At 45.6% G+C, this 25,908-nt stretch carries 21 protein-coding genes; 6 read left to right on the top strand and 15 right to left on the bottom strand.

The features are described 5' to 3' along the window. The first annotated feature begins 2 nt into the window (after positions 1 to 2). Together J4N42_RS17280 and J4N42_RS17275 are read left to right on the top strand one after the other, a co-directional pair. Entirely contained in the window at positions 3 to 1,640 is a 1,638-nt protein-coding gene (locus J4N42_RS17280; protein WP_252033800.1) for a BatD family protein, read from the top strand. A gap of 230 nt (positions 1,641 to 1,870) precedes the next feature. Further along, the gene (locus J4N42_RS17275; RefSeq protein WP_252033798.1) at positions 1,871 to 4,405 is read left to right on the top strand and encodes a bifunctional diguanylate cyclase/phosphodiesterase; all 2,535 of its coding nucleotides are present in this window, start codon (positions 1,871 to 1,873) and stop codon (positions 4,403 to 4,405) included. A gap of 109 nt (positions 4,406 to 4,514) precedes the next feature. Here the strand turns inward: J4N42_RS17275 and J4N42_RS17270 are convergent, their stop codons facing one another. Then, positions 4,515 to 6,638, bottom strand: a complete 2,124-nt coding sequence (locus J4N42_RS17270) for a sensor domain-containing diguanylate cyclase (RefSeq protein WP_252033796.1) — start codon at positions 6,636 to 6,638, stop codon at positions 4,515 to 4,517. Between the two features lie 294 nt (positions 6,639 to 6,932). Between J4N42_RS17270 and J4N42_RS17265 the strand changes: the two genes are divergently transcribed. Beyond that, the gene (locus J4N42_RS17265; protein WP_252033795.1) at positions 6,933 to 7,409 is read left to right on the top strand and encodes a L,D-transpeptidase family protein; all 477 of its coding nucleotides are present in this window, start codon (positions 6,933 to 6,935) and stop codon (positions 7,407 to 7,409) included. Between the two features lie 120 nt (positions 7,410 to 7,529). Here J4N42_RS17265 and ureG read toward each other — a convergent pair whose 3' ends face one another. From ureG to urtA, 13 genes are all read right to left on the bottom strand, one after another. Then, positions 7,530 to 8,165 carry an urease accessory protein UreG gene (gene ureG, locus J4N42_RS17260; protein ID WP_252033794.1) on the bottom strand — a complete coding sequence of 212 codons (636 nt, stop codon included), beginning with the start codon at positions 8,163 to 8,165 and terminating at the stop codon, positions 7,530 to 7,532. A gap of 45 nt (positions 8,166 to 8,210) precedes the next feature. Next, positions 8,211 to 8,891, bottom strand: a complete 681-nt coding sequence (locus tag J4N42_RS17255) for an urease accessory protein UreF (protein ID WP_252033793.1) — start codon at positions 8,889 to 8,891, stop codon at positions 8,211 to 8,213. Between the two features lie 40 nt (positions 8,892 to 8,931). Next, complete coding sequence (locus J4N42_RS17250; protein ID WP_252033792.1) at positions 8,932 to 9,543, bottom strand: HupE/UreJ family protein; 612 nt, start codon at positions 9,541 to 9,543, stop codon at positions 8,932 to 8,934. Between the two features lie 115 nt (positions 9,544 to 9,658). Continuing rightward, on the bottom strand, positions 9,659 to 10,111 hold the full coding sequence (gene ureE / locus J4N42_RS17245; RefSeq protein ID WP_252033791.1) for an urease accessory protein UreE: 453 nt from the start codon (positions 10,109 to 10,111) through the stop codon (positions 9,659 to 9,661). Positions 10,112 to 10,210: 99 nt separating this feature from the next. Continuing rightward, positions 10,211 to 11,914: an urease subunit alpha gene (gene ureC, locus J4N42_RS17240; RefSeq protein WP_252033789.1), complete on the bottom strand. Its 1,704-nt coding sequence runs from the start codon at positions 11,912 to 11,914 to the stop codon at positions 10,211 to 10,213. Between the two features lie 40 nt (positions 11,915 to 11,954). Further along, a complete protein-coding gene (locus tag J4N42_RS17235; RefSeq protein ID WP_252033787.1) occupies positions 11,955 to 12,290 on the bottom strand; it encodes an urease subunit beta in 336 nt (111 codons plus the stop codon). 11 nt (positions 12,291 to 12,301) lie between these two features. Continuing rightward, positions 12,302 to 12,604, bottom strand: coding sequence for an urease subunit gamma (ureA, locus tag J4N42_RS17230; protein ID WP_252033785.1), 303 nt, complete (start codon positions 12,602 to 12,604; stop codon positions 12,302 to 12,304). A gap of 125 nt (positions 12,605 to 12,729) precedes the next feature. Further along, positions 12,730 to 13,665, bottom strand: coding sequence for an urease accessory protein UreD (locus J4N42_RS17225; RefSeq protein WP_252033784.1), 936 nt, complete (start codon positions 13,663 to 13,665; stop codon positions 12,730 to 12,732). After that, positions 13,662 to 14,357: an urea ABC transporter ATP-binding subunit UrtE gene (urtE, locus tag J4N42_RS17220; RefSeq protein WP_252033781.1), complete on the bottom strand. Its 696-nt coding sequence runs from the start codon at positions 14,355 to 14,357 to the stop codon at positions 13,662 to 13,664. Before urtE ends, J4N42_RS17225 begins: the two co-directional genes overlap by 4 nt. A 1-nt stretch (position 14,358) precedes the next feature. Beyond that, positions 14,359 to 15,201, bottom strand: a complete 843-nt coding sequence (urtD, locus tag J4N42_RS17215; protein WP_252033779.1) for an urea ABC transporter ATP-binding protein UrtD — start codon at positions 15,199 to 15,201, stop codon at positions 14,359 to 14,361. After that, positions 15,198 to 16,370 (bottom strand): urea ABC transporter permease subunit UrtC, encoded by a 1,173-nt coding sequence (urtC, locus tag J4N42_RS17210; RefSeq protein ID WP_252033777.1) that lies wholly within the window; start codon positions 16,368 to 16,370, stop codon positions 15,198 to 15,200. Before urtC ends, urtD begins: the two co-directional genes overlap by 4 nt. 10 nt (positions 16,371 to 16,380) lie before the next feature. Beyond that, on the bottom strand, positions 16,381 to 18,009 hold the full coding sequence (gene urtB, locus J4N42_RS17205) for an urea ABC transporter permease subunit UrtB (RefSeq protein WP_252033775.1): 1,629 nt from the start codon (positions 18,007 to 18,009) through the stop codon (positions 16,381 to 16,383). A 156-nt stretch (positions 18,010 to 18,165) separates the two neighbouring features. Next, the gene (urtA, locus tag J4N42_RS17200) at positions 18,166 to 19,452 is read right to left on the bottom strand and encodes an urea ABC transporter substrate-binding protein (protein WP_252033773.1); all 1,287 of its coding nucleotides are present in this window, start codon (positions 19,450 to 19,452) and stop codon (positions 18,166 to 18,168) included. A 328-nt stretch (positions 19,453 to 19,780) separates the two neighbouring features. Here urtA and J4N42_RS17195 point away from each other — a divergent pair, with 328 nt between their 5' ends. Next, positions 19,781 to 20,782, top strand: coding sequence for a metal-dependent hydrolase (locus tag J4N42_RS17195; protein ID WP_252033771.1), 1,002 nt, complete (start codon positions 19,781 to 19,783; stop codon positions 20,780 to 20,782). 109 nt (positions 20,783 to 20,891) lie between these two features. Here the strand turns inward: J4N42_RS17195 and J4N42_RS17190 are convergent, their stop codons facing one another. After that, positions 20,892 to 23,252 (bottom strand): Lon protease family protein, encoded by a 2,361-nt coding sequence (locus J4N42_RS17190; protein ID WP_252033769.1) that lies wholly within the window; start codon positions 23,250 to 23,252, stop codon positions 20,892 to 20,894. A 228-nt stretch (positions 23,253 to 23,480) separates the two neighbouring features. Here J4N42_RS17190 and J4N42_RS17185 point away from each other — a divergent pair, with 228 nt between their 5' ends. Then, positions 23,481 to 23,975 carry a hypothetical protein gene (locus J4N42_RS17185; protein WP_252033768.1) on the top strand — a complete coding sequence of 165 codons (495 nt, stop codon included), beginning with the start codon at positions 23,481 to 23,483 and terminating at the stop codon, positions 23,973 to 23,975. A gap of 12 nt (positions 23,976 to 23,987) precedes the next feature. Beyond that, positions 23,988 to 25,607 carry an ABC transporter ATP-binding protein gene (locus J4N42_RS17180; protein ID WP_252033766.1) on the top strand — a complete coding sequence of 540 codons (1,620 nt, stop codon included), beginning with the start codon at positions 23,988 to 23,990 and terminating at the stop codon, positions 25,605 to 25,607. The last annotated feature ends 301 nt before the right edge of the window (positions 25,608 to 25,908 follow it).

The following is a 25,908-nucleotide window of genomic DNA, read 5'->3' as shown; positions in this document are numbered from 1 at the left end:
CGATGAAATTACACAAAAGCCTAATGGCGGCTTTATTATGCGCGATGGCGTTATTTAGTGTATCCAGCCAGGCAGCAACCGCTTGGGCAACGGTGAGCAAAAACAAAGTCGCTAAAAATGAAGTGTTTCAGCTAAGAGTCGTGGTTGATGAAAAAGCATCATCTGGTGACATCGATTTCAGCCAGTTAGAAGACGATTTTTTCATCAGCAGGCCAAGCTTCGGAACATCCGTCAACATCATTAACGGTGAACGTAATGTACGAAGCGAATGGAACATTTCACTTGCCGCTCTCAAGTTAGGGACGCACACCATTCCAAGCTTTTCGGTTTCTGGAACTGAGTCTCAGCCGATCAACATTACCGTCGTCATGGATCAAGATACGCCGGATGTGTCTGAGTTGATCGAGCTACAAAATCACCTCGATAAAACGCAGCTTTACCCAAGCGAAAGTGCGATTTTGAAATCTCGCCTGATCATTAAGGCCGACCCTCGTCGATTACAAAACCCTAAGGTCGTGCCACCTTTAATAAAAGGGATGACACTAACCGCGCAAGGTGAGCCAAACCAGTACCAAAGCGTGTTAGATGGTGTTGAAGTGACCGTGCTTGACCAAACGTACCGAGTTACGGCGCTAGAGTCAGGAACCTACACTTTAAATGCACCAGCCTTCAATGGCGCTGTTGTGTATGGAAACAACCGTACGGGCACTACTAAGCTGATTTCTGTCGATACCAAGCCAGAGCAGTTTGCAATCACAGTTGAACCCAAACCAAGTCAGTATCAAGGTTTCTGGTTACCGAGCTCTAAGCTAACGCTATCTCAGGTTTGGAAAGATCAAGATGGCAATCAAATCGACCCTAGCACTCCATTTAACACCAGCGTTGGTGAATCACTGACACGAGAGGTCTCACTGTCTATCGAAGGGCTAACTTCCGAACAATTCCCGAATCTAGTCACTCACTATCCAGACAGCATTCGCTTGTACGCAGAGAAGCCACACTTCTCTACCAATGATGATGGCCTAGTGACAATGACCATCAAGCAGGTGCTGATCCCGCAGCAAGCTGGTGAAGTTCAACTGGATAACCTCAGCGTTAATTGGTGGCACAGCCAAACTAAAACACCGAAAACAGCCAGTATAACTGGGCTGGTATTAAACGTAGAACCAGGTGAAGCTTTCAATACCATTGCCCCAACCTCTACGCCGCCCCCCCAGCAACCAGTCAAAATTGAAACGGTGACGTTAAAAGACAGTGGTGTTTGGCCTTATCTCACAGCCTTGTTTGCCGCGCTTTGGCTAGCCACATTAGTGTACTTTTTAAAACAACGTAAAACGCCAAAGCAGGAAGAACAGCGTGCTCCTTACCCTGCAGACAATAACCTCACGGCACTAAAAGAAGCGTTACAGCGCAAAGATGTTATTCAAGCTCAGCTTTACGGCCAACGTTGGTTACAGTCGCAGCAAAATTTAAGGTCGGAAGATAAAGCTGAATTCGAGAGCGCTTTAAGTCGCCTAGCTCGTGCGTTTTCTACAACACCATCTGAAAACGACACTCAGACGTTGTTAAAAATGCTCGAAGCACTAGAAAAACAAACTCGATTCAGCAAAGCCTCAAAAGAACATCTCGCCAAACTATAACCATACTTCAGAGCCAAGGTAATACTGTTTACCTTGGCTCTAATCTACATAAAAGTTACTACCATCAGGTTCTAATATAGGACTCTCTGCTCTACACAATTTTGAGCACAAATCTTGTCTATACTTCTATCGGTAACATAGATTACTCAATGCGCGATAATCAGCATAAAAGCAAATAACAAAACTCTTGAAACTAACGTCAGAGGCCTTAATTTAAAGGTGGTTTCACTATGGCGGATAACTTTCAGATCCAGCTCAAAACTGCACTCATCCTACCGTTTGTCTGTGTCTTCTTTGTAACGATGAGCATAATACTCTGGTTCCAACAAACCAGTTATGAGTCCATGCTTAGCAATATCAGTGAAAAGCGCCTTAATGCTCTCACTCACGCCGTCGATTTAGAATTAGATCATTTCCTCAAAGAGCCGTTCAACGCCGGCTATGCACTAAGCCATGCAATCAGCTTTAACTCTTTGTATCAACCTAATGATATGCAGCGAATCGAGCAATATATGTTAGAAAGTGCCGAAGCCATATATAACAAAATAGAACACCTCGACGTCATCGCTTTTGGTAGCGAGGTCGGTGACTTTGTCGGCTTTCGGAAAGAGGCAAACAGTGGTCAAACGTTGATGCTACAAGACAGTCGTACTAACCAAAACTTAGTTATATACCGTGGTAAATCGATCAGTCAGGACATACGTTCAACAATCGAAGGATATGATCCCCGAACAAGGCCTTGGTATGAACCTGTCGCAAAATCAAAATCTCCAAAGTGGTCTTCTATCTACGCGAATGTCGATGAACGCAAAGACGTGACGCTCTCTGCGTTGTCGCCAGTATACACACAACGAAAATTCAGCGGCGTGGTCGTTCTCGATATCAAAATCGACACATTCAACTCTTTTCTCGCTGAGCAGCAAAATCTCACCGATGCATTCATCTATATTTTCGACAGCAATCAACAACTCGTCGCGCACTCTATTCAGTCGTCAATATTCTCTGAAAGCAACCGCGCCAAGCTAAGTGAAAGCCCAAACGCGGTAATTCAAGGTGTGAGCAATAAGATAAATTCACCTAACAGCATGCTCGAAAACGCTCCTTTATCATTTGATATGGTATTGAACAACGAACGTTACTTTAACCACATAACACCCTTTAACGACGAAAACGGGCTAAGTTGGTACATTGGAGTATCAATTTCCGAAAGTAATCTATTAGGAGCTCTTGCTGAAACACAGGAAAATAGCTTGTTTGCGGCACTCGCAGCAGGCGTTATCGGCCTACTGTTAGGATTCTACCTTTTACATCAAGTGGTGCTACCCATTATCTGGACGGCTAAAGCGGCCAATAATCTTGCAAAAGGCGACTGGGATTGTCCCCTACCTAAACGCGGAATCATTCGAGAAACGAACGTTTTACTGTATTCATTCCAAGAAATGGCGACACATTTACAAGCTTCGTTTAAAGCCCTCAGAGAACAAATTGTATATGACAGTCTGACTAAGATTTACAGTCGACAGGGTTTTGCAGAGAAGTGTGACTCACTTGAACCCGCTCTTGGCTGCCTAATGATAATTGGCTTAGATAAGTTCCGCGAGGTCAATGACAATTTGGGACACTATCATGGTGACCAAATACTGAAGATCGTCGCAGCACGCCTTAAATCTTTGTTCGACGGTTCAAACCACTACATGGCAAGAGTGGGAGGAGATGAGTTTGCGTTGTTTCTCCATTGCGAGTGCAGTGAAGACGTCAATAGATTGAATGCAAACCGTATTCTTCAGTTGTTCGCTTCCCCCATTTCTACTGAGGGAGAACAAACTCTAGTTCATGCGTCGATCGGCATGGTAAACGTCAATGATCAAGAAAGCATGTCGATGTGGTTAAGAAAAGGGAGTATTGCTCTAAGTCACGCTAAGTCAAGCCCCACCAAAATAAGCCAATACGAGTTGCAAATGGATCAAGCCTCGAGACAAAAGATGCAACTGGTTCCACGCATTAAAGATGCATTGGACAATAATGAGTTCGTCCCTTTCTATCAGCCACTTATTGACCTTAACACCCATCAGTTTACTGGTGCCGAAGCGCTCGCTCGCTGGATAAGCCCTGAGCACGGGTTGATTTCACCGCTAGAGTTTATTTCAGTGGCTGAAGAATACGACCTAATAAACGATATTGGCTTGTGTATCCTCGAAAAGGCATGTTCTGACACCGTTAAAGGTATCGATGAAGGCAAGTTTCCTTCTAATTTTCAGCTTCATGTTAACTTATCTGTTAAGCAACTCGCGATGCCCGACTTTGTCCCAACGCTCGAAAGTATCATACGAAAAACTCGAATGAATCCAGTGCAATTGTCGCTAGAGATCACCGAGTCAAAGTTGATTGACAGTGACCACGTTACCATTCGAAACATGCATGCAATTCGTAAACTTGGAATTGGCATTGCAATTGACGATTTCGGCACGGGCTACAGCTCACTGTCGTACATTCATACCTTGCCATTCAATTGTTTAAAGATCGATAGAGTCTTTATCGAGAGAATGAACGCAGATAACGCGAAACACTCTTTGGTGAAAACCATCATTGATATGTCTACCACGCTCGGGTTTGAAATCATTGCAGAAGGGATAGAAACAGAGCAACAATCCCAAGCGCTTACCCGTCTTAATTGCCCGCTTGGTCAAGGGTTCTTATTTGGAAAACCAGTCCCCTACTCAGAGTGGAGCGATGTACCGCTCAACGCGAAACGGACCGCTAGCTGATTTCACGATGCATTGGCTGAGTCTATCCACATTCCAGATGATTCCAACACAGCAACCAAGTAAAAAGGAGACCAACTGTCTCCTTTTTACTTTCCTAACGGCTGAGGTATTAGATTTGTAGCGCCTCATCTTTTACTAAACCTACGCACTGGTTTCTTCCCTGATCTTTGGCTTTATACAGCGCTTTGTCGGCGTAACCATACAGTAAATCGAAGTTAAACTTGTCTGGCGACAACTCCATATAGGTATAACCGATAGACACCGTTAAATATTGACCTACCGGGCTTGTTTCATGGTTAATTCGTTCTACTTCAATACACTGACGAATGCACTCAGCGAGATCGGATACTTCTTGTTCCGATTTATTCGCAACCAACAGCACAAACTCTTCACCACCGATACGACAAAATACTTCATGCTCCAGAGAGGTATGGTGCTTCAAGATATTACCAACTCGCATTAAAGCAATATCACCTTCTAAATGCCCATAGTGATTGTTGAACAAACCAAAGTGGTCGAGATCCAGCAAGATCAGTCCATAAGTCCCCTGTTGCTGCCTTCCCCCCATGCATTGCGATTCTAACAAATGTTCCAACATTCTGCGGTTACCCAAACGCGTCAGTGGGTCCATTTTGGCGAGTAGTTCCAGCTTTTCATTGGCCTCTTGAAGCTGCTTGGTACGGCTTTTTACTTCTCTTTCTAGATTGTCGTTCAACTCATGAATGGCCTCTTGAGCTCTAGTTTTCAATAAAACTTCGGTTACATTAGAGGCAAACATACGAATCACTTCGCGTAGCTGAGAAGTCAGTGGTGTTCTCTTTAACAAGTTATCAGCGGCAATAAAAGCAATGGGTTCACCGGTTGCACTGGTGAGCATGGTCATGGCTGTCCAGCCAAAACCCACAATATTAAAATCATGGTAAATCGGCACTGACTCTTCAAATACCACTTCATTGGGGTTGGCGCGTGCCATCGTCACGATAGAGCGGTCATGAGTTTCTGAGCTGTAATAGGACTCATCAACAATATTACCTTGGATATCCGTACCCCAAGTTCCTTTCATATAAGTACATTCGGGGTTGGTTAGGAAGACCGCTAAACGGTCGATACCTAGCCGGTTAATTGCAAACATCACCGCCGAACGACACACCTCTTTGGTGGTCATACAGCGAGACAGTTCCACCATACTAGCGTGTAGCATACGAACGTTTTGTTCTTGACGTTTACGGATATAAATTTGGGAGAGTTGCAGACCAAACGCTTCTAGCGCTTGTTTTTGATAAGGCGTAATTGGGTGACGGTTGATAAAGTTATCGACGCTGATCCAACCTATGGTTTCATTACCGTCACGAAGAATTAGCATACCGTTCCACCCCTGACCGACAACATTGCCTGCGGTGTACAAGGGAGCGTCTTCTGCGATAACCACACTCCTAGAGTCATCAAAAATGGCTTCTATATATTCCTCTTCTAATTGGTGTAAATCGTACTGAGTATGATGTTCGCTAATGGTTCGGCCTTGCTCATCGGTGCCGTAAGTACCGCTGAAACAGCGCTTTTTCATATCAAGTAACATGAATACGGCTCGGTCAAACTTGAGCTGTTCTCGCACCGCTTCAACCGCTTTTTTATATAGCTGATCAAGAGTTTCTGGATTAGCCATATCTGTCGCGATCTCTTGCACCAGTTTCATGTTATCAATGAAGTGCTCGCGCTGTTTGATTTCATCTAAGTATTTCGCTTCACGAATATCACGATTTTTAAATTCGCGTGAGGCCTCTCGCTCAGCACGTACGCACTGCCAACGCGAAGCAATGAGCATTAAGAAATCTAAACGACCTGATTGCTCAAGCCGAGTAAAGGTGTCTCTGTCTGCAGCCTCTATGACTAAGAAAGTGCGCATATCGGGATGGTTATCCAGCATGAAGATAAAGGATTCACCACCCATTAAAGATAAGTAATCCCACTTACAAGTATTAATGGCAAGTGGCAGTACGCTATCGGAGGTATCAAACTGAGCAGCCCAGTTCCAAAACGTGTCTGGGTATTTGGCAATAGATGTGCATTCACCATGAGTGAAAAGTAGTTGCCCAGAAGAGTGCATGCTAGGGCTGACAATCACACTCGCGGCTCGTGGAGAAAGCAGATCATCAATAGAAGCGAACATCAAATTAGCGAGATAACGAAGGTTTCTAGCTGAAGAGATCTGCTTTAAAAGAACGCGAGAGTACATGGTGCTGACCTAGCTGTTGGTATAATTTTTAATAAAAAATTAGTCAACATTTAATATGCAATCAACACAGCATCCTAGCCACTGTTAACCTTGCCGCAAAACACTGCTTTTAGTTCCTACATTCTTGAGACAAACGACATTTATTTGACCTTGTTTCCATAATTTTCATCAATTTGCACAATCTTTATACTTCTATAAATTCGCTAAAGCTCACCGTTTTGAGTCTTACCTTTGCCCATTAGAAGCGGCGTGACGTAAAATAGTAAGGAAAGCAGTACAAACCTATCGCGTGTTATGAAAGCTATAATTGTCACCATTTTATGTCTATTTTCTATCAACAGCTTTGCGGCTGTCGACCTTGTTCAAATCGACAAGTCAAAACGAAGAATGTATTTAGTAAAAGACGAGCAAGTCATTCGCGAATTTCGTATCGCTTTGGGCGCAAATCCCAAAGGACACAAAGTACAGGAAGGCGATAACAAAACCCCAGAAGGTCGATACAAACTCGACTTTGTTATCGAAGACTCCGCATTTTACCGCTCTATCCATATCGACTACCCAAACCAAAACGACATCATTAAGGCCGAAGCATTAGGCGTCGCCCCTGGTGGGGACATCAAAATACATGGCATTAAAAACGATGACACTCGACAACCAGAGTTTATTCAAAGCTTTGACTGGACCAACGGTTGCATTGCAATTACTAACGAAGAAATGGATGAGTTTTTGGAGTTGGTTGAAATGGGAACACCGATTGAAATTGAGTGGTAAATAAGCCCATTTCGTTGTTTCTCTAAACATTACGGCTCAGCCACATGACAGGATGCGAACTGAGCTGCAATAGTAATTACACCGATTTAATAAAGGTGCACCGTCAATCGTTCATTGCAATTAAACGGCGGTAGATTCTTTAAGAGTCAACATCCCTTCCGTTACGATGAAGTCAATGATGGTATCTAAGCCTTTACTCTCTTTTAAGTTGGTGAACACATAGGGTTTGGTAGGACGCATACGCTGTGTGTCTTGTTCCATTACCTCAAGTGACGCTCCAACATATGGTGCTAAATCGATCTTATTGATAACCAAAAGATCAGATCGTGTGATACCCGGCCCGCCTTTACGTGGGATCTTCTCCCCTTCCGCCACATCAATCACATAGATGGTGAGATCGGCGAGTTCAGGGCTGAATGTCGCACTCAGGTTATCGCCACCACTCTCAACGAACACCACATCGAGATTCTTATGTAGCTTAGCAAGCTCTTCTACAGCAGCAAGGTTCATCGATGCATCTTCTCGTATCGCCGTATGCGGACAGCCACCCGTTTCTACACCGATAATGCGGTCAGGCTCCAGAGCTTCCGCTCGAGTGAGTATTTTGGCATCTTCTTGTGTGTAGATGTCATTAGTAACCACGGCAATGTTTAGCTTGTCGCGAATCTCCTTACATAACACTTCTAATAATGCTGTTTTACCAGACCCTACCGGGCCGCCAATACCAATTCGAAGTGGTTGTTTATAACTTTCCATTGTCTACTTCCTTAAATTTTCCCTACACTTCGTTCGCGCCACCTGCTACGAACGAAATAGTCGTGTGTATTGTGTTTCGTGCAATGAACTGGCGAGGGCCATTGAAGGTGAGAAACTCCCTATCATCCAATCTTCTATCGAATGCGCTTTTTCAATCATTTTTGGAAACGTGTTGGTGATATTGATTAAGGCCAGCTGGCCATCGGTTTGCCCTAAAGGGACCAACTTAACCCCTGCGGTCACCATGTTTTCAACCCAACTCCATAAGTAGCCTCGCTTGAGGCTTTCAAGATCGATCCCCCAGTATTGAGCCGCGATGCACATTCCCAACAGTTGGTTTGGATGACTATCAATAGACTCAGCCATTGATATATCGATCTCTAACTTTTTTAGTAAGGTATTCAATGCCTGGCCTCGCTGCTTTTCTTCTGCTCGCAATTCACTGGTTTCACGGCTTGAGTACAAGTAGTTACACCAATGCTCGAGCTCATCGAGTTCGCCTGCTTCTAAAGCATGATAAAGGCGCTCTAAGATAGGTAGTTCCAATGTCGCAACACTCGAACTAACAACAGTATTGAGCCACTGCTCCATGCTGTTTCGGTCCTTTACCCACCCAGCTTCAACCGCGAATTCCAAGCCCTGTGAATAGGTGAAACTTCCAATCGGCAATGATGGGCTGATTAGTTGAAACAAACGATAAATAGCGACATTTTCCGTTGTGGTCATGTTAGTGCTCTCTTTCTTTTGAATCGAAAAGTCCGAGAGCCTATACGCCTAACAGCAATGCAGCGCTTGCTGACGCCACAGCGACTGACAACCATTTAGAGTAAACTGCACGACCGATAAAAGTCCCCATAGCCATTAATGCCATCGCGCTGATGCTCATACCGATTGTGAATTGAGTTAGGTTGCTTGCGGCTTCAACACCGTGCGCATAGCCATGGAAAAACAACATAGCAATGGAAGCGACCAATACGCTGGTGACACGCTTGGTTGATGGAGAGAACACGTACCATAAACAAAGGCTTATCACGAATAGAGAAGCGACAATAGCTGGTTCAACAATCACCGAGAAACCGAGTGCTTGGCCTGCAAAAAGCCCCACTACCAACGACGCCAATCCCGCTCCAATCAAGGTAGCTTTTATCTTGGCTGAAAACGATAATGCGCCAATTAATAAGCCGAAAGCGATCAGCATGATCAGATGATCCATCCCTGTCACAGGGTGAGTTAAGCCAGACATGAATGAATGAGGGTCGCTCACAGAATGGGAGCCATGCCCAGGGTGAGCGAACGCCAATGTTGATGTTGTTAGAGAAGCGATAGTTAGTGACGCTGTTGTTAACGTGCGTAAGCCTGTAGCAGTTTTCAATTTCATCGCGAATTCCTTGCGTTAATTTGTGTCTCTTTTCTATGAGAAAGTGTTGTTATTGGAAAATGTTTCTAATGCGTACTCAGTACAGTGCGTGACCAGATTCAGCCGTACTCATTATTTAATGATGGTGATGATGACCACCAGAGCGACCACCATAGGCACCGCCTTCTGGCTCAAAGGGTTGCTTTTCTGTCGTCACTTTCGCTCCCAAGCCTTCAACCATTTCATCTAAAACATGGTCGTGTTGGTAGCGAATCCAGCCAGCTTCGACTTGTAGCGGAACGTGACGGTTACCAAGGTGGTACGCCACTCGAGTAAGCAAGTGGGAATCTTCGCAGTACACTGTGGAAACGGTTTCGGGAGCGGCTTTCACTTCTACGACTAAGCCGCATTCACTAGAGAGTTGTTCACCTCCACGCAAAATATGCCCTCGTGGTAGGAACAGCCCTGCATCTCGGCCATCATCAAGAGTCACTTTAAGGCGACTCTTGATTCGACTATCGATCGGTAGGCTTAGAAAGCCATCGGGAGCCGTGTTCAACTCCGCTTGAATTTGAGTAAGTTCAATCATGCTATTACCTCAATCTCCTTATGAGATTTATAACGTTCAAAGTAGATTCGCTAAAATAAGAGCCCTCAGCCATTGGCAAAAATATGCCCTCAGCGAGTGCTAAAACAAAAAGTAACGCTGCGCCATTGGCAACTCTTCAGCTGGTTCGCACGTCAACAACTCACCATCAGCACGCACTTGATAAGTCTGCGAGTCCACCTCTATCTTTGGCATCCAGTCATTGAGCTTCATGTCAGCTTTGCTGATGTTTCTACAATTGCTCACCACACCAATCAGACTTTTTAACCCCAATTGCTTATCAATGTTCTGTGCTTTGGCTTCCTTAGAAACAAACAGCATCGATGTGTTCTGACATGCTTTACCATAGCTACCAAACATAGACCGGTAATGAACAGGCTGAGGGGTCGGAATAGAAGCGTTTGGGTCACCCATTGGCGCCATAGCGATCATGCCTCCTTTCAAGATCACACTCGGTTTCACACCAAAGAATGCTGGTTTCCACAATACCAAGTCTGCCAACTTGCCTTCTTCAATAGAGCCGATTTCATGCGCCATACCGTGCGTAATTGCTGGATTAATGGTGTATTTGGCGACATAACGCCTTAAGCGGAAATTATCGCTGTAGTCTGAATCCTCTTTTAGGCTCCCACGCTGCACTTTCATCTTGTGTGCAGTTTGCCAAGTACGAGTGACCACCTCACCAATCCGCCCCATTGCCTGAGAGTCCGAAGCGATCATCGAAAACGCACCTAAGTCATGAAGAATGTCTTCTGCGGCAATGGTCTCACGGCGAATACGAGACTCCGCAAAGGCAACATCCTCAGCAATCGATGGTGAAAGGTGATGACACACCATCAGCATATCTAAATGCTCATCGACCGTATTGACGGTGTAAGGTCGTGTTGGGTTAGTTGAGGACGGCAATACATTCGGCTCGCCTGCGGCGCGGATAATATCGGGAGCATGTCCCCCGCCCGCACCTTCAGTGTGATAGGTGTGAATCACGCGCTCTCCGATAGCGCCAAGGGTCGATTCAACAAAGCCCGACTCGTTCAAGGTATCGGTGTGAATCGCAACCTGTACGTCCATTTCATCTGCAACAGCCAAACAAGTATCGATAGAAGCAGGCGTGGTTCCCCAGTCTTCATGCAGCTTTAGGCCCACTGCACCTGCGGCTACTTGTTCTCGCAGAGCCTCAGGTTGGCTAGCGTTGCCTTTTCCTAATAAACCAAAGTTCATTGGAAACTGGTCGAGAGATTCCAGCATACGGTGCATGTTCCAAGGCCCCGGTGTGCATGTCGTCGCGTTAGTACCCGTATTTGGCCCAGTGCCCCCACCTATCATAGTGGTTACGCCAGATGCCAAAGCTTCTTCAATCTGCTGTGGGCAAATAAAGTGGATATGTGAATCAATGCCACCAGCAGTGAGTATCGAACCTTCGCCAGCCAAAATTTCGGTGCCAGGGCCAATGACAATATCGACACCGGGCTGAACATCAGGGTTGCCTGCTTTACCCAATGCGTGAACGCGGCCATCTTTGATAGCGACGTCAGCTTTTACGATGCCCCAGTAGTCCAGCACGATAGCATTGGTGATCACCAAGTCTGGAGTTTCGGCACTTGGACGCTGACTTTGCCCTTGCCCATCACGGATTACCTTACCGCCACCAAACTTTACTTCGTCTCCATAGACGGTGTAATCCTTTTCAACTTCTAGCCATAAATCGGTGTCAGCGAGGCGCACGCGGTCACCGATCGTTGGCCCAAACATTTCGGCATACGCCTGCTTGGATATCGTCGCCATGATCAATCCTTTGTCGTTTTAGTTATTTCTGTGAATGGGCTTAGAGCTTGCCCATCACTTTCCCTTGGAAGCCGTAGATCTCTAATTTTCCGGCATAACGCACCAATTCAACGCTACGCGACTGACCCGGCTCAAAGCGGGTTGCTGTCCCAGCAGGGATATTAAGTCGAAAGCCTTTGGTCGCCTCTCGGTCGAAGATAAGCGAAGGGTTTGCTTCATAGAAATGATAATGAGAGCCAATTTGTACCGGACGATCGCCAATGTTCTCGACCTTGACAGATGTCGTGTCTCGCCCTTCATTTAGAGTGATGTTACCCGCAGCGGTTTCAACCTGCCCGGGAACTAAGCCTGAATAATGTTTTGGGGAACCAGCCATACTACTCCCCCTTACACGATAGGTTCATGAACGGTCACCAACTTGGTGCCATCAGGGAAAGTGGCTTCAACTTGCACATCTGGGATCATGGAAGGGACTCCCTCCATGACGTCATCGATGGTAAGAAGTGTACGCCCAAAATCCATCAGTTCCGAAACGGTTTTACCTTCTCGAGCACCTTCTAAAATAGCACAGCTGATCAGCGCTATTGATTCTGGGTAGTTCAGTTTTAAGCCTTTTAGTTTGCGCTGTTGCGCCAGCATTCCTGCGCAAAAGATAAGGAGTTTATCTTTTTCTCTTGGTGTTAATTCCATTTAGCCGCCCGCTGTTAGTGTTGTTCTCTTAGTGCTCAAAAAAAAGGAGCACTAAGTGGGATTCAAACACAGCAAGCTTGAACGCATCTGACTAGAAAGGAGAGCGGCGCTTCTTGAAAACAAAGCTAAGTCGCCCAGATCCTCGGTAAATCAGGAGTGGTACCACACAAGTGAGAACGCGTAGCTTGCCACACTTGTCCAAAGGCTTGAAGGATATCTTCACTCCAATTGCCCAATGCTCTTATTACAATCAATCCTTCTATTTGTGTAGCGCCCAATATTAATGCGGGCTCACTCGAATTTTTTGATGTAACTGCTTGCTGTTTAATAGATAAGAGCAAGCTCTGTACCAACTCTAAATCTTGCTGATGATCTGAGGTAATATAAAAGGTGCCCATCATTGAAAAGCCAAGTAACCCCATATCTATCAGTAAGTTATCGCCACCATGAAAATCAAACCCTTCCGTGAGTAGCCTTTGGTTATCTAGGTAGATTTCCGTTTTCCCCACTAAATGACCATGCTCAAATCCCTCATTCTGTGCAGGCCTTCCAAAACAGTGCATCTCCCACCCCCAAAACTGTGCACCTTTTTCTAGATGGATTTCAGTGTCTAAGCGAACGTGAGCATTCGGGAAAAAAATGTTCTCTTGGGGCATCCACTCTAAACGAGCCCCTTTCTTCACTCGAAGCGTTTGCTTCTGCTTGGCGTACTTGTTATTTGAACGATAGAACTTAGTTGCCCCTGGAGTGGTGATCAACGCATGAGCACTATTCTCAACGGTCGCTTCAATATTCAGAGTGTCACCACCTACGACTCCCCCAGGAGGATGGAGCAAGTAGGTATGACACGTCTTCCCATCAGGGTATAACGGACGTTGCACCGCCAGTGGGCCCGATTGCTGACGATGCTTTAATACTGTTCTATCACCACGGTCTGCAAAGGTGAGATTTAATTCGGCTTGCCAACCGTCCCGAATATCTTGTTCAATGATCTCATTCAGAGGCAATGATTCAGCTTGGGTCGTATCACCTGCTTTACTCAAAGAATAAATAGTGTTCATACGGTTAAGTACTCCTTAATCAGAGACTCATCGAGCCTTTTCATTTCACCTTCCGCGACCTGACGACCTCGGTCGAGAATACAAAACCGATCACCAACCTTTCTCGCAAAGGGCAACTTCTGCTCGACAAGCAACACCGTAAGCCCCATCTTTTCGTTGAGCATACGAATGATATCGCCAATTTCCTGTACGATATTGGGCTGAATCCCTTCTGTGGGTTCGTCCAAAATCAATAGTTTTGGATTGACCACCAAGGCACGACCAATGGCTAGCTGTTGTTGCTGACCACCAGATAAGTCACCTCCACGGCGATGCAGCATCTCTTTTAACACAGGGAATATCTCGAATATAAACTCTGGGATTTTACGGTCGCCTTTGTCTCTAATTGGCAACCCAACTTCCAAGTTTTCTTGAACAGTAAGCATCGGGAAAATCTGACGCCCTTGAGGAACATAGCCTATCCCTTGTCGTGGACGCTCCTCGGCATCAGATTTCAGCAGCGATTCACCAAATAAAGAGATATCACCACTTTCAACCTTAACGAGCCCCATGATGCATTGAAGTAACGTCGTTTTTCCTACACCATTTCGTCCCATTAACACCGTACATTTCCCTTGTGGGATCTGCATATTCAAATCCCACAAAGTATGGCTCTCACCGTAATACTGATTAACTGATTTAACCTCTAACATCCTATTCTCCGAGATAAACTTGTTTAACTTCAGGGTGAGCCTGCACTTGGTCCATTGTACCTTCTGCCAAGACGTGGCCTTGATGGAGCACGGTTACGTGGTTAGCAATTGAGCGAACAAAGTCCATATCATGCTCAACTACTACAACCGAGTGGTTGCCGACTAGCGAGTTGAGTAATTCAGAAGTACGATCCATTTCTTGGTGAGTCATACCCGCAACAGGTTCATCCACCAGTAGTAACTTAGGGTTTTGCATCAGCAACATGCCAATCTCTAGCCACTGCTTTTGCCCGTGAGAGAGGTTGCCTGCCATATTCGTGGCATTATCTTTTAGATGTATCAATTCAAGTACCGATGTGAGCTTGTCCTTTTGCTCACCAGACATAGCTGCAGTGAAGGTCGCCCATACAGAGCGATTGCCAGCCATAGCTAACTCAAGGTTCTGCCACACAGTTAAACATTCGATCACCGTCGGTTTCTGAAACTTTCTCCCGACACCTGCATTGGCAATTTCTGCTTCGTTCATCTTTAGTAGGTTGATGTTTGAGCCTAGCCACACTTCACCGGTATCCGGCTTAGTTTTTCCAGTAATGATATCCATCATGGTGGTTTTACCTGCGCCATTTGGACCAATGATGCAGCGCAGCTCGCCCTCTTCGATATACAAATTAAGATCGTTGATCGCTTGAAAGCCATCAAAACTCTTATTGACACCTTCCACGTACAACAACACGTTATGGCGGGTATCAATAGCAGGGTGAATATCCGGTTTGAGGTAGTCGAAGACTTCATCTCGACGAGTCAACGCCTGAACCGAATCCTTGATGCGATTAAATTGGGTCATGCGATCACCTCCTTGGATTTAGCCTGCCCACCTTTGCCTGACTTCCCACTGTTCGAGTCCGATACTTTTCGTAGCTGCTGCCACTTTTCGCTAACAAAACCAATGACCCCTTGTGGGAAGTACATGGTTGAAAGTACAAATAGGCCACCTAGTGCGAATAACCACACCTCTGGAAACTCAACCGTAAACCAGCTCTTGGCATAGTTGATGAGCAATGCTCCAACAATGGCACCAAATAAAGTGGCGCGACCTCCTAAGGCAACCCAAACAACAATTTCAATCGAATTAAGTGGTGCAAACTCTCCAGGATTGATGATGCCGACTTGAGGAACATATAACGCCCCCGCAATGCCTGCGATAACTGCTGAGAGAACAAAAACCCACAACTTAATGCCATCAACGTCATAGCCCATAAAGCGAGTGCGAGATTCTGTGTCACGAATCGCCAGTGCCACTCGACCCAAACGACTGGTTACCACTATTCGACACACTACATAACTGAAAATCAAAGCGATGCCAGTACAAACGAACAGGCCAATTTTGACTACATCACTTTGTAGACTGAGACCGATGATATCTTTGAAATCCGTGAGCCCGTTATTGCCACCAAAGCCCATCTCGTTGCGGAAAAACGCCAACATCAAGGCGTAAGTTAGCGCTTGAGTCATGATTGAGAGGTACACCCCAGAGACTCGAGATCGGAAAGCAAGGTAACCAAACAGGTAAGCCAGCGCTCCTGGAATTAATACCACCATAATGCAAGCGAACCAGAACTGATCGAAACCGTTCCAAAACCATGGCAAAGCCGACCAATCAAGAAACACCATGAAATCAGGTAAGACAGGATCGCCATAGACCCCACGGTCACCAATTTGGCGCATCAGGTACATCCCCATGGCATAGCCACCAAGAGCAAAGAAAGCACCATGGCCAAGGCTCAATATGCCGAGGTAACCCCACACAAGATCGAGAGCAAGTGCCAACATGGCGTAGCTCAAATATTTGCCCATCAGTGAGATGGTAAAAGTCTCAACATGAAGCGGATGTCCACTTGGCAGCATGGTATTTGCCAGTGGAACTAAAATCACGGCTGCAAGTATCACAAAGATGGTCAGTTGACCCCCTTTGTCACCACGCATCGCCGAAAGTACAAATGATTTTGACTGCATGATGTTGTCCTTAACCTTCAGCCGCACGGCCACGTTGTGGGAACAATCCACGTGGGCGTTTTTGAATAAACAGAATGATGAAAACCAGTACTAAGATTTTGGCGAGTACCGCACCAGCCCATGGTTCTAGGATCTTATTGAATAATCCAAGGCTTAATCCCGCTACTAGTGTGCCCCACAAGTTACCGACGCCACCAAACACCACCACCATAAAAGAATCAATGATGTACGCCTGCCCCATATTGGGACCAACATTGGTTAATTGAGAAAGCGCGACACCCGCGACACCAGCGACACCAGAACCAAGCCCAAACGTCATTGCATCAACACGTTCAGATCGAATCCCCATCGCACGAGCCATACCACGATTTTGAGACACTGCACGAACCTGTAACCCTAGCGGTGTCTTCTTGAGCACCATTAATAAGCCGATAAACACCAAACCACAGAAAAGAATGATGTATAAACGGTTGTAGGTCAGTGACAACATTGGGTTTAATTGGAGTGCGCCCGACATCCATTCAGGTGTACTCACTGAACGGTTCAATGGAGAAAAGATTGAACGAACGGCTTGCTGCAAAATCAAGCTCACACCAAAGGTCGCAAGCAAGGTTTCAAGTGGGCGACCATAAAGATGGCGAATCACGCTTCGCTCAATCGCTATACCAACCAGACCAGATACAATAAACGCGGCTGGAATAGAGAGAATCAGTGCCAGTCCGATATGATTGGGCATCAAAAGTTGCAGCACATATGTGGTGTAAGCGCCAATCATAATCAGTTCACCATGCGCCATGTTGATAACGCCCATTACGCCGAAGGTAATAGCCAAGCCAATGCCCGCCAATACCAACACAGATCCCAAGCTCAAACCGAAGAATACGGTTTCAACGCCCGAGTACAGCGCTTGGCTTTGCTGATAACTGTCTAAGGCGCGTTCCGCCGCAGCCAAGATCCTCGGGTCCTGCTCACGATTAAGCAGTTGGTTCAGCGTTTTTAGTACCACTGATTGTTTAAAATCCCCTACTCGTTCAATCGAAGCCAAGCGCTCTTCAGTACTTGCGCTAGTATCGAGCGCGCTATAGATAGCCAACGACAGATCCATAAGCTCTGATACCGAGCCTTCCGACTCGTTTTTCCTCAGTTCCGAAATTCGAGCGATAATGTCTGCATCTTTCGTCCCCAACAGATCGGACACCGCCTTATAACGCACACCTGAGTTGCTACTGCTTAACCCGATAGAAGCGATCTCACCACGTAAGATCCCGCGTAGTTTGTTGTTTACACGAACCTTTTTAAATAGCTTGGCATCTTCAATGTTGAGGGTAGAACCTCCCCAAACAGACTGAGTCGAGGTCGATGTTTTAAAGCTTTGAATAAGATAGAGCTGCTGATACTGTTCGCTTTGCCTGTCATTAAAATAGTAGAGGTATCCATTTAACCATCCATCCAAGATGGCTTTAGCTACTTCTTCTGATTGCGTCTCAACCACCCAGTCGATGGCCAGTTCTTTATCCGATGTCTTCTTACCAACTAGCGCCTTGGTAAAGCTAGCCTCATCCGTTATACCAGCAAAAGCCAACTGGGCACTCGCTGCTAAAATCAACAGTGCCTTAAACACGTTCAATACGTTCTTCATCCCTGCTTCCTTAGTACATCCAGCTAGATATTGTTATTTTTGCTTGATGGACACGTGTAGAATTATTGTTACTTGAAGCAATGAGCCTTCCATTAGTGGAACTCCTTCACTGGCACTTCCTCCTATACAGAAGGCTCAATGTGCTAACCAATCGTTCTAGTTACTACCGGAACATTTCTTGGTTTCAACGTTGAAAGCACCACATGAGAAAGGCTTCGACCAGCTTGAGAATAGCTTCGCAGACTCAGGTAGATAGCTAGACCATGCATCACCCGCGACAAGGCCTGTGGTTTCCCAAACGATATCGAATTGACCATCGTCTTGGATCTCACCGATAAGAACAGGTTTAGTTATGTGGTGGTTAGGTAGCATGGTTGAGTAGCCACCAGAAAGGTTAGGCACTGATACGCCGATCAAAGCATCTTGTACCGCTTCCGCATCTGTCGTGCCCGCGTTGGTAACCGCTTGAGCCCACATATTGAAACCAACATAATGCGCTTCCATTGGATCGTTGGTTACGCGTTTTTCACTCTGGATAAATGATTGCCATGTTTCCACGAACTCTGCATTAGCTTCGGTATCGACACTCATGAAGTAGTTCCACGCTGCTAAGTGGCCAACCAATGGTTCAGTATCCATACCTGACAACTCTTCTTCACCGACAGAGAATGCAATAACTGGGATATCTTCAGATGAAATGCCTTGAGCGCCGAGCTCTTTATAGAAAGGGACATTCGCATCGCCATTTACAGTAGACACCACAGCTGTTTTCTTGCCCGCAGCACCGAACTTTTTGATGTCAGACACGATTGATTGCCAGTCAGAATGACCAAATGGCGTGTAGCTGATCATGATGTCTTCTTCTGCGACACCTTTATCTTTTAGGTAGGCTTCTAGGATTTTATTGGTTGTACGAGGGTAAACGTAATCGGTACCAGCTAGTACCCAACGTTCCACTTCCAACTCATCCATTAGGTATTCGACGGCAGGAATCGCCTGTTGATTGGGCGCAGCGCCTGTATAGAAAACGTTCTTAGACGATTCTTCACCTTCATATTGTACTGGGTAGAAAAGAATACTGTTCAGCTCTTCAAAGACTGGCAGCATCGACTTACGTGACACCGACGTCCAACCACCAAAAACGACATCAACCTTCTCTTTCTCGATAAGCTCGCGGGCTTTTTCAGCAAACAAAGGCCAGTTTGATGCAGGATCAACCACTACTGGCTCGAGTTTTTTGCCAAGCAAACCACCCTTCTTATTCTGCTCTTCAATGAGCATTAGCACGGTATCTTTTAGCGTTGTTTCGCTTATCGCCATTGTGCCGGACAGTGAATGTAGAACGCCCACCTTAATTGTTTCCTCTGCCGCAAACACCGTTGCAGAAGAAAGTGAAAGAGTTGTACATAGTGCAGTTAGCGATAAATTGAACACCTTGTTCATGTTGTTACTCCATAATTGTATTTTTGTTATCCAATTACAGAGTTACAAGAAGAATGCCAAATAAACGTACCGTGAAAAGTGGAAATAAGTAACTGTTATTAAAGTGTATTTATTTATCTGAACAATTTTGGTGCATTATGAGTTAATCATGTATGACGTAATGTGGTGCAGAAAATCTAATAATGAACCAGTATGAAACATGAGTGGTAAATGATATCAACCCTCGATATCTACTATAGCTCAAAGCCCGCTGACCACTTAGTTCAATTTTCAGCTGAAACCTGTCCTATGTTCTACTATTAAGTCATGTGCTATCAATGAGTTAATTATGGATCCAATAACACAAGGTTTACTGGGCGCCTCCTTGTCACAGTCGTTTAGCAACAAACAACATTTGATGACTGCGGGCTCTATTGGACTACTTGCTGCAATGACGCCAGATCTGGATGTATTGATCCGTTCGCAAACCGACCCGTTGCTATTTCTCGAAGCACATCGGCAGTTTACTCATTCACTCTTTTTTATCCCTATCGGTAGTTTCCTTTGTGCGTTGGTATTGCACTATCTGCTGGCAAAAAAGCGAGGGTTTTCTTTTAAACAGAGTTGGCTGTATGCCGCCATAGGGTTTAGCACTCATGCCCTGCTAGACTCATTCACTTCATACGGTACGCAACTGTTTTGGCCGCTATCCAATCATCGATATGCGTGGAACGCCGTGTCTGTCATCGATCCACTATTCACGCTCCCCATATTGATACTGCTAGGGCTGGCAATAATGAAGCGGTCAGTGTTATTTTCGCGTATTGCGTATCTTTGGGCTGTAACCTACTTGATGCTAGGAGTCGTTCAAAGAGATAGAGCTGAAGCCGCTGGCTGGGAATTGGCGAAAGAAAGGCAACACAACCCAATTCAGCTAGAAGCTAAACCGAGCTTTGCTAACATCTTGGTGTGGAAAGTCGTTTACGAAACACACAACACCTATGTCGTTGACGCCGTTCGAGTCGGGTCATCCGTCAAAACATATCCAGGCGAGTCCATCACTAAGCTAAGCCTCAGCAGAGACTTCCCATGGCTTGTACCGGGCTCTCAACAAGCGAAAGACATTGAACGTTTTCGCCGATTTTCAAATGGGTATTTAGCGCAAGACCCCACCAATGAGCTGCGCATTATCGATGTGCGATATTCTATGGTGCCAAACCAAATCAACCCTTTATGGAGCATTGAACTCTCTCCATCGGCAACTATGGGTACACACGTCGAATACGCAGTGCATCGAGACAGTAGTTCCGAGTCCAGACAACTTTATTTAGACATGCTTTTGGATTTCTAGCGTGGAGTATCGGGAATGAAATGGCACTGGGCATCGAGTCGCGTGACCACAAATTCAGACAAAAAAACGCCCAAGATATCTTGGGCGCTTTTAGTCTTTTCCTATCGTGCTACTTTCGCAATGCGTTCAACTTAGCTTGCGCGATGCCATAAATGGTATCAATTGGGTAACTGCCCTCTTCACTTGGTTCACCCGCTGGCTTACCGGTAAAGATCTCAATCGCCTCAGTGACATGGTCAATGGCCCAAATATGGAACTCACCTTTTTCGACCGCTTTCACCACATCAGGCCTTAGCATTAGATTATGCATGTTGGAGCGAGGAATGATCACACCTTGTTCGCTAGTGCGTCCTTTGATTCCACACACATCGAAGAAACCTTCGATCTTCTCGTTGACGCCGCCAATTGGCTGAGATTCACCAAACTGGTTCATCGAGCCAGTAATAGCGATATCTTGACGGTTGGCTTTCCTAGAGAATGCCGACACAACCGCACAGAACTCCGCCATGCTGGCACTGTCACCATCGACACCACCATACGATTGCTCGAAGGTGATATTGGTGGTTAAAGGTACTCTCGCTGTTTTACCAAATACAGAAGATAAATAAGCGGTAAGTATCATCACCCCTTTAGAGTGAATGCTGCCCCCCAGATCGACGCTACGTTCGATATCAATCACGTCACCATCACCATACGACGTTGTGGCTGTAATACGGTTTGGCGCACCGAACATGTGATCGCTGGTACTCAGTACCGATAAGGCGTTTACTTGCCCTACTGCCACCCCATCGGTATGGATCAGCGTAGTGCCATTTATGAAACTTTCCATCACGCTATCTTGCAGCCGGCTAACACGCAATTGTTGGTTACTTAACGCCTCTTCAACATGGCCGGTACGAATCATATTAGAGTTCGCTTGGCGAGCTACATAGTTCGATTCACGCAACAGATTCGCAATGTGTGCAGAATGAAGCGAAAGCTTACTTTGGTCGCCTGCCAGCCTAGAGCTGTGCTCGATGATCCTTGCAATGGCTTTGCGGTCACAATGCAGCATGTTGTTATCGTGAACAATGCTGGAAATAAAGCGTGCATAATGCAGCTCTGAATCCGGCGTGCGCTTCATTTCGTCTTCGAAGTCGGCAGTCACACGGAACAGCTCGCTAAATTCCGGATCGTAATGTTGGAGAAGTTGGTAGGTGCGGTAATCACCAAACAAGATGATTTTTACGTCCAGTGGAATTGGCTCAGGATCAAGAGACACGGCACCCGTTAACGTGACTTCTTTTTCCAAAGAAGTGAAACTTAGCTGACGCGCTCGCAACGCTCGCTTTAAGCCATCCCACACATAAGGTTGCTCTAGTACCTTTTGCGCATCCATCAGCAGTACACCACCGTTAGCTTTATGTAAGCTACCTGGGCGAATTAAAGAGAAATCGGTAAATACCGTACCTTTGAATGTTGCCGTTTCAATGTAACCAAACAATGAGTGATAGTTTGGATTCTCTTCCACCACAATTGGGAAGTCATCACTCTTTCGGCTCACCAGTACATTGACTTTGTATCGGCGAGGCAGTTTTTTATCCAATGATGCCGTTGCAATCTCGCCTTGCTCTCCCGTTTCCTCTAGGAAGATGTCAGCGTTTTCAACGATGTCTTTTTGAAGCTCAGTAAGGTAAGACTTAATATCTGGATAGTTAGTGTAATCAAGCTTGAGCTGCTTAATAAAATGGGTGATCACATCTAGGGTCACATCGTCGTTTAGCTTTTTGATTTTTTCGCTGTACGACTCTTCCCACTCAGTAAGCTGGCGAACCATCTCACGCAGATCCACTTCAAGCGCATCGATAGTAGAGCCGAAATAGTCCTGCTCTTTTTTACTTAACGCCTCAAACGATTCTTCGGTATGTAGCTCTTCGCCATCCATTGCGACAAATTGGTAATCGCCTTGCGTGGTCAACGTTAAACTAATACCGCGCTCTTTCGCGTCTTTACTGATCTTTTCTAACTCGACCTGCTGCTTGGCGGCCAATTGGTTTTTAAGCCTTTCCGCGCGCGAAATGTACATTTCGTTATCGAAGGCGAGTGGGATCGCATTAACTAACTTGGTGATCAGTTTATCGATATCTTGCTTAAGTTTTGCGCCCACACCGAATGGTAGCTTCAGCACTTTTGGTGTTCGAATGTCTTCAAAGTTCGCCACATAACACCAGTCAAACAATGAATCGACTTCATGCTGATGGCGGTTTAAGTAGCGCAGTATCATGGTTCGTTTGCCTAGGCCATTTTGACCAATAGCATAAATGTTGTAGCCCTTTTCCTTGATGGACATAGCAAACTCGACCGCTTTTTGAGCGCGCTCTTGGCCGACTATCTCATCGATTGGAGCCAGTTCTTTGGTCGACTTGCACGGCAACTTCTCTAATTCTGCAGTATTGTAGAGTTGCTCTGAATTCAATCTTTGAATCGCCATCACTACCTCCTAAACGTTTGTTCTTCCTTTTTGTTTTATCAAGTGTAGATGGTTTATTCATACAATTTAGTGACTTACACCGAAATCATGGTTAAGTGCGCAAATAACAATCAATTCACAAAAAAAACTTCGCATATCGCCTTGCACAACCATTATTAATGATAATTATTTGCAATTGAGATTTATTTCGATTTAAATATTTAGCGAATCAACGGTGAGGTTAATGAGATGGACTTACAACATTGCTGGGCGAGTTATTTAAAAGCTGAACAATTGCTCGAACAAGGCCACTGGCCAGAAGCGCACCGCTTGTTTGAGGAGGTGCTTCAACACATGCCCACGTATATCCAGCAAGCGATGGAAGATGAAGAAACCAAACCGTGTCAATTTGTGTGCTTAGTGTCTGGCTTACGAGATGCTGCCGTGTCTCAGTCGGAAATCCTTAACAAGATGGGCCAACAACAGCAAGCTTTCGACACTCTCAATCAGAGTTATGGCTTGCTTCAGTTTGTCTCTATTGAGCAATCCCAACTGGTTCAAACAACCACCAGCATTTTGCATAAACACAGTGAAGACCTACTCAACCACATGGCTGCTTTCTGTTCAGCTCAGCGCAATGCTCAGTGGATGCTAGAGCTCGAACATGTTCAAAAAGCCCATCACTATTTCACTACCCTAAAACACCATAATGACTTTATGACTCACGCGCCCGTGCTCAATTGATAAGGATGTACAATGACACAGCCCCCTATTCTTACCGTAAGTAACCTTTCGGTTAGCTTTACCACCAACGACGGCATCGTGGACGCCGTCAAGAACGTTAACTTCGAGCTTAGCAAAGGTGAAACCTTGGCTATCGTTGGTGAGTCTGGCAGCGGAAAATCGGTCTCAAGCAGCGCCGTAATGCAACTGCTGCCTAAAAATGCCCTTGTTCACGAGCAGTCGCGTATTCAATTTGAAAACCAAGACTTACTGACTAAAACAGAACAAGAAATGTGTGCTGTTCGAGGCGATCGCATTGGTATGATCTTCCAAGAGCCGATGACCTCTCTCAACCCATATCTTCGCGTTGGGATTCAAGTTGCGGAAGCGATGACTTGCCATCGTTCAGTCTCAGTTCAAGCGGCTAAAGCACGCGTTTTGGAACTATTTAATTTAGTTCACCTGCCTAATCCTGAGCAAGCCTACAGCAAATTCCCCCACGAGTTCTCTGGTGGTCAGCTACAGCGCATCATGATCGCAATGGCCCTGATTAACGAACCTGACATCTTGATTGCTGATGAGCCAACAACGGCGCTTGATGTTACTGTGCAAGCCGAAGTGCTCAACCTTATCAAAGAAATTCAGGCCAAAATGGGCATGGCTATTTTGTTCATTACTCATGACCTAGGGGTGGTGAAGCATCTGGCAGATCGCGTATTGGTGATGTGTAAAGGCGATGTTGTCGAAGAAGGCATTACTCAGCAGCTGTTCCAAAATCCAAACCACGCCTACACAAAAATGCTGATTAACTCCGTTCCTAAGGGGCAAAAAGATCCTGTTGAAGCCTCCGCACCTGCTTTACTTAGCGCTGAAGATATTCGTGTTAAGTTCATGATTAAATCCCACTTCATAGCAAGTAAATGCGAATACTTTGAAGCGGTTAAAGGCATTTCCTTACAACTCAAACAAGGTGAAACACTGGGGATTGTTGGCGAATCAGGATCTGGTAAATCCACGCTTGGCCGTGCACTGATTGGATTGTTGCCATCGACAGGCAAAGTCGCGTTTAAAGGCCAAGATGTAAGCCAATTAGACGACAAGCAACGTTTTGCTTTGAAGAAAGACATTCAAATGGTTTTTCAAGATCCCTATGGCTCTTTGTCCCCACGTATGACCGTTGGAGAAATCATCACTGAAGGCTTAACTGTCCATCAGCCTCAGCTAAGTAAAACGGAGCGACTGCAGCGTGCTCGTATAGCACTTGAGGAAGTGCGCTTAGAGCCAAGTTCAATCAACCGCTACCCTCATGAGTTTTCTGGTGGTCAGCGTCAACGCATTGCAATCGCTAGAGCACTGATTCTTGAGCCCTCTTTTATCCTACTGGATGAGCCCACATCTGCGTTGGATCGTTCGGTTCAGCTCACTGTGATTGAACTTTTGAAGGAAATACAGGCCAAACATAATATCGGCTTCCTTTTCATCAGCCACGATTTGAGCGTGGTAAAAGCGCTATCCGATAGAGTGTTAGTGATGCAAAAAGGTGTCGTAATGGAGGAAGGAACGGCAGATGAAATCTTCCATAACCCTAAGAGCGACTATACACGTAAGTTGATTGAGGCATCATTCGAACTCGATAGTGAAGAAGCCGCCTAAACAGTGGCAATAAATACAAACGTCTAAGAGTAGTACCTAAATTCAATATCTAGTCTACTCTTATAAAAGAATACCAAATCAGATGCATAACCTGCGTTTGGTATGTTCCGCCTAAAAGCGGATATAGCACCTAAAAATCGGTTTGGCCGCCGACCAAAAGAGCGCTGCATGGATGCGGCGCTTTTTCTTTTTGTTAGGGCCTGTTGATCTTTCGCACTGATTTTCGCCGCTCTTGTGGGAAATTTATACAAGGCAGAGGCTTTGATGTGTAGTTAGCCTGCATGAGAAGCCGATTACGCAG

Source organism: Vibrio sp. SCSIO 43135 (assembly GCF_023716665.1).
In the GTDB taxonomy this organism is placed as follows: Bacteria; Pseudomonadota; Gammaproteobacteria; order Enterobacterales; family Vibrionaceae; genus Vibrio; species Vibrio paucivorans.
The sequence above is the reverse complement of the archived record's forward strand: the minus strand, read 5'-3'. Positions and strand labels throughout refer to the sequence as shown.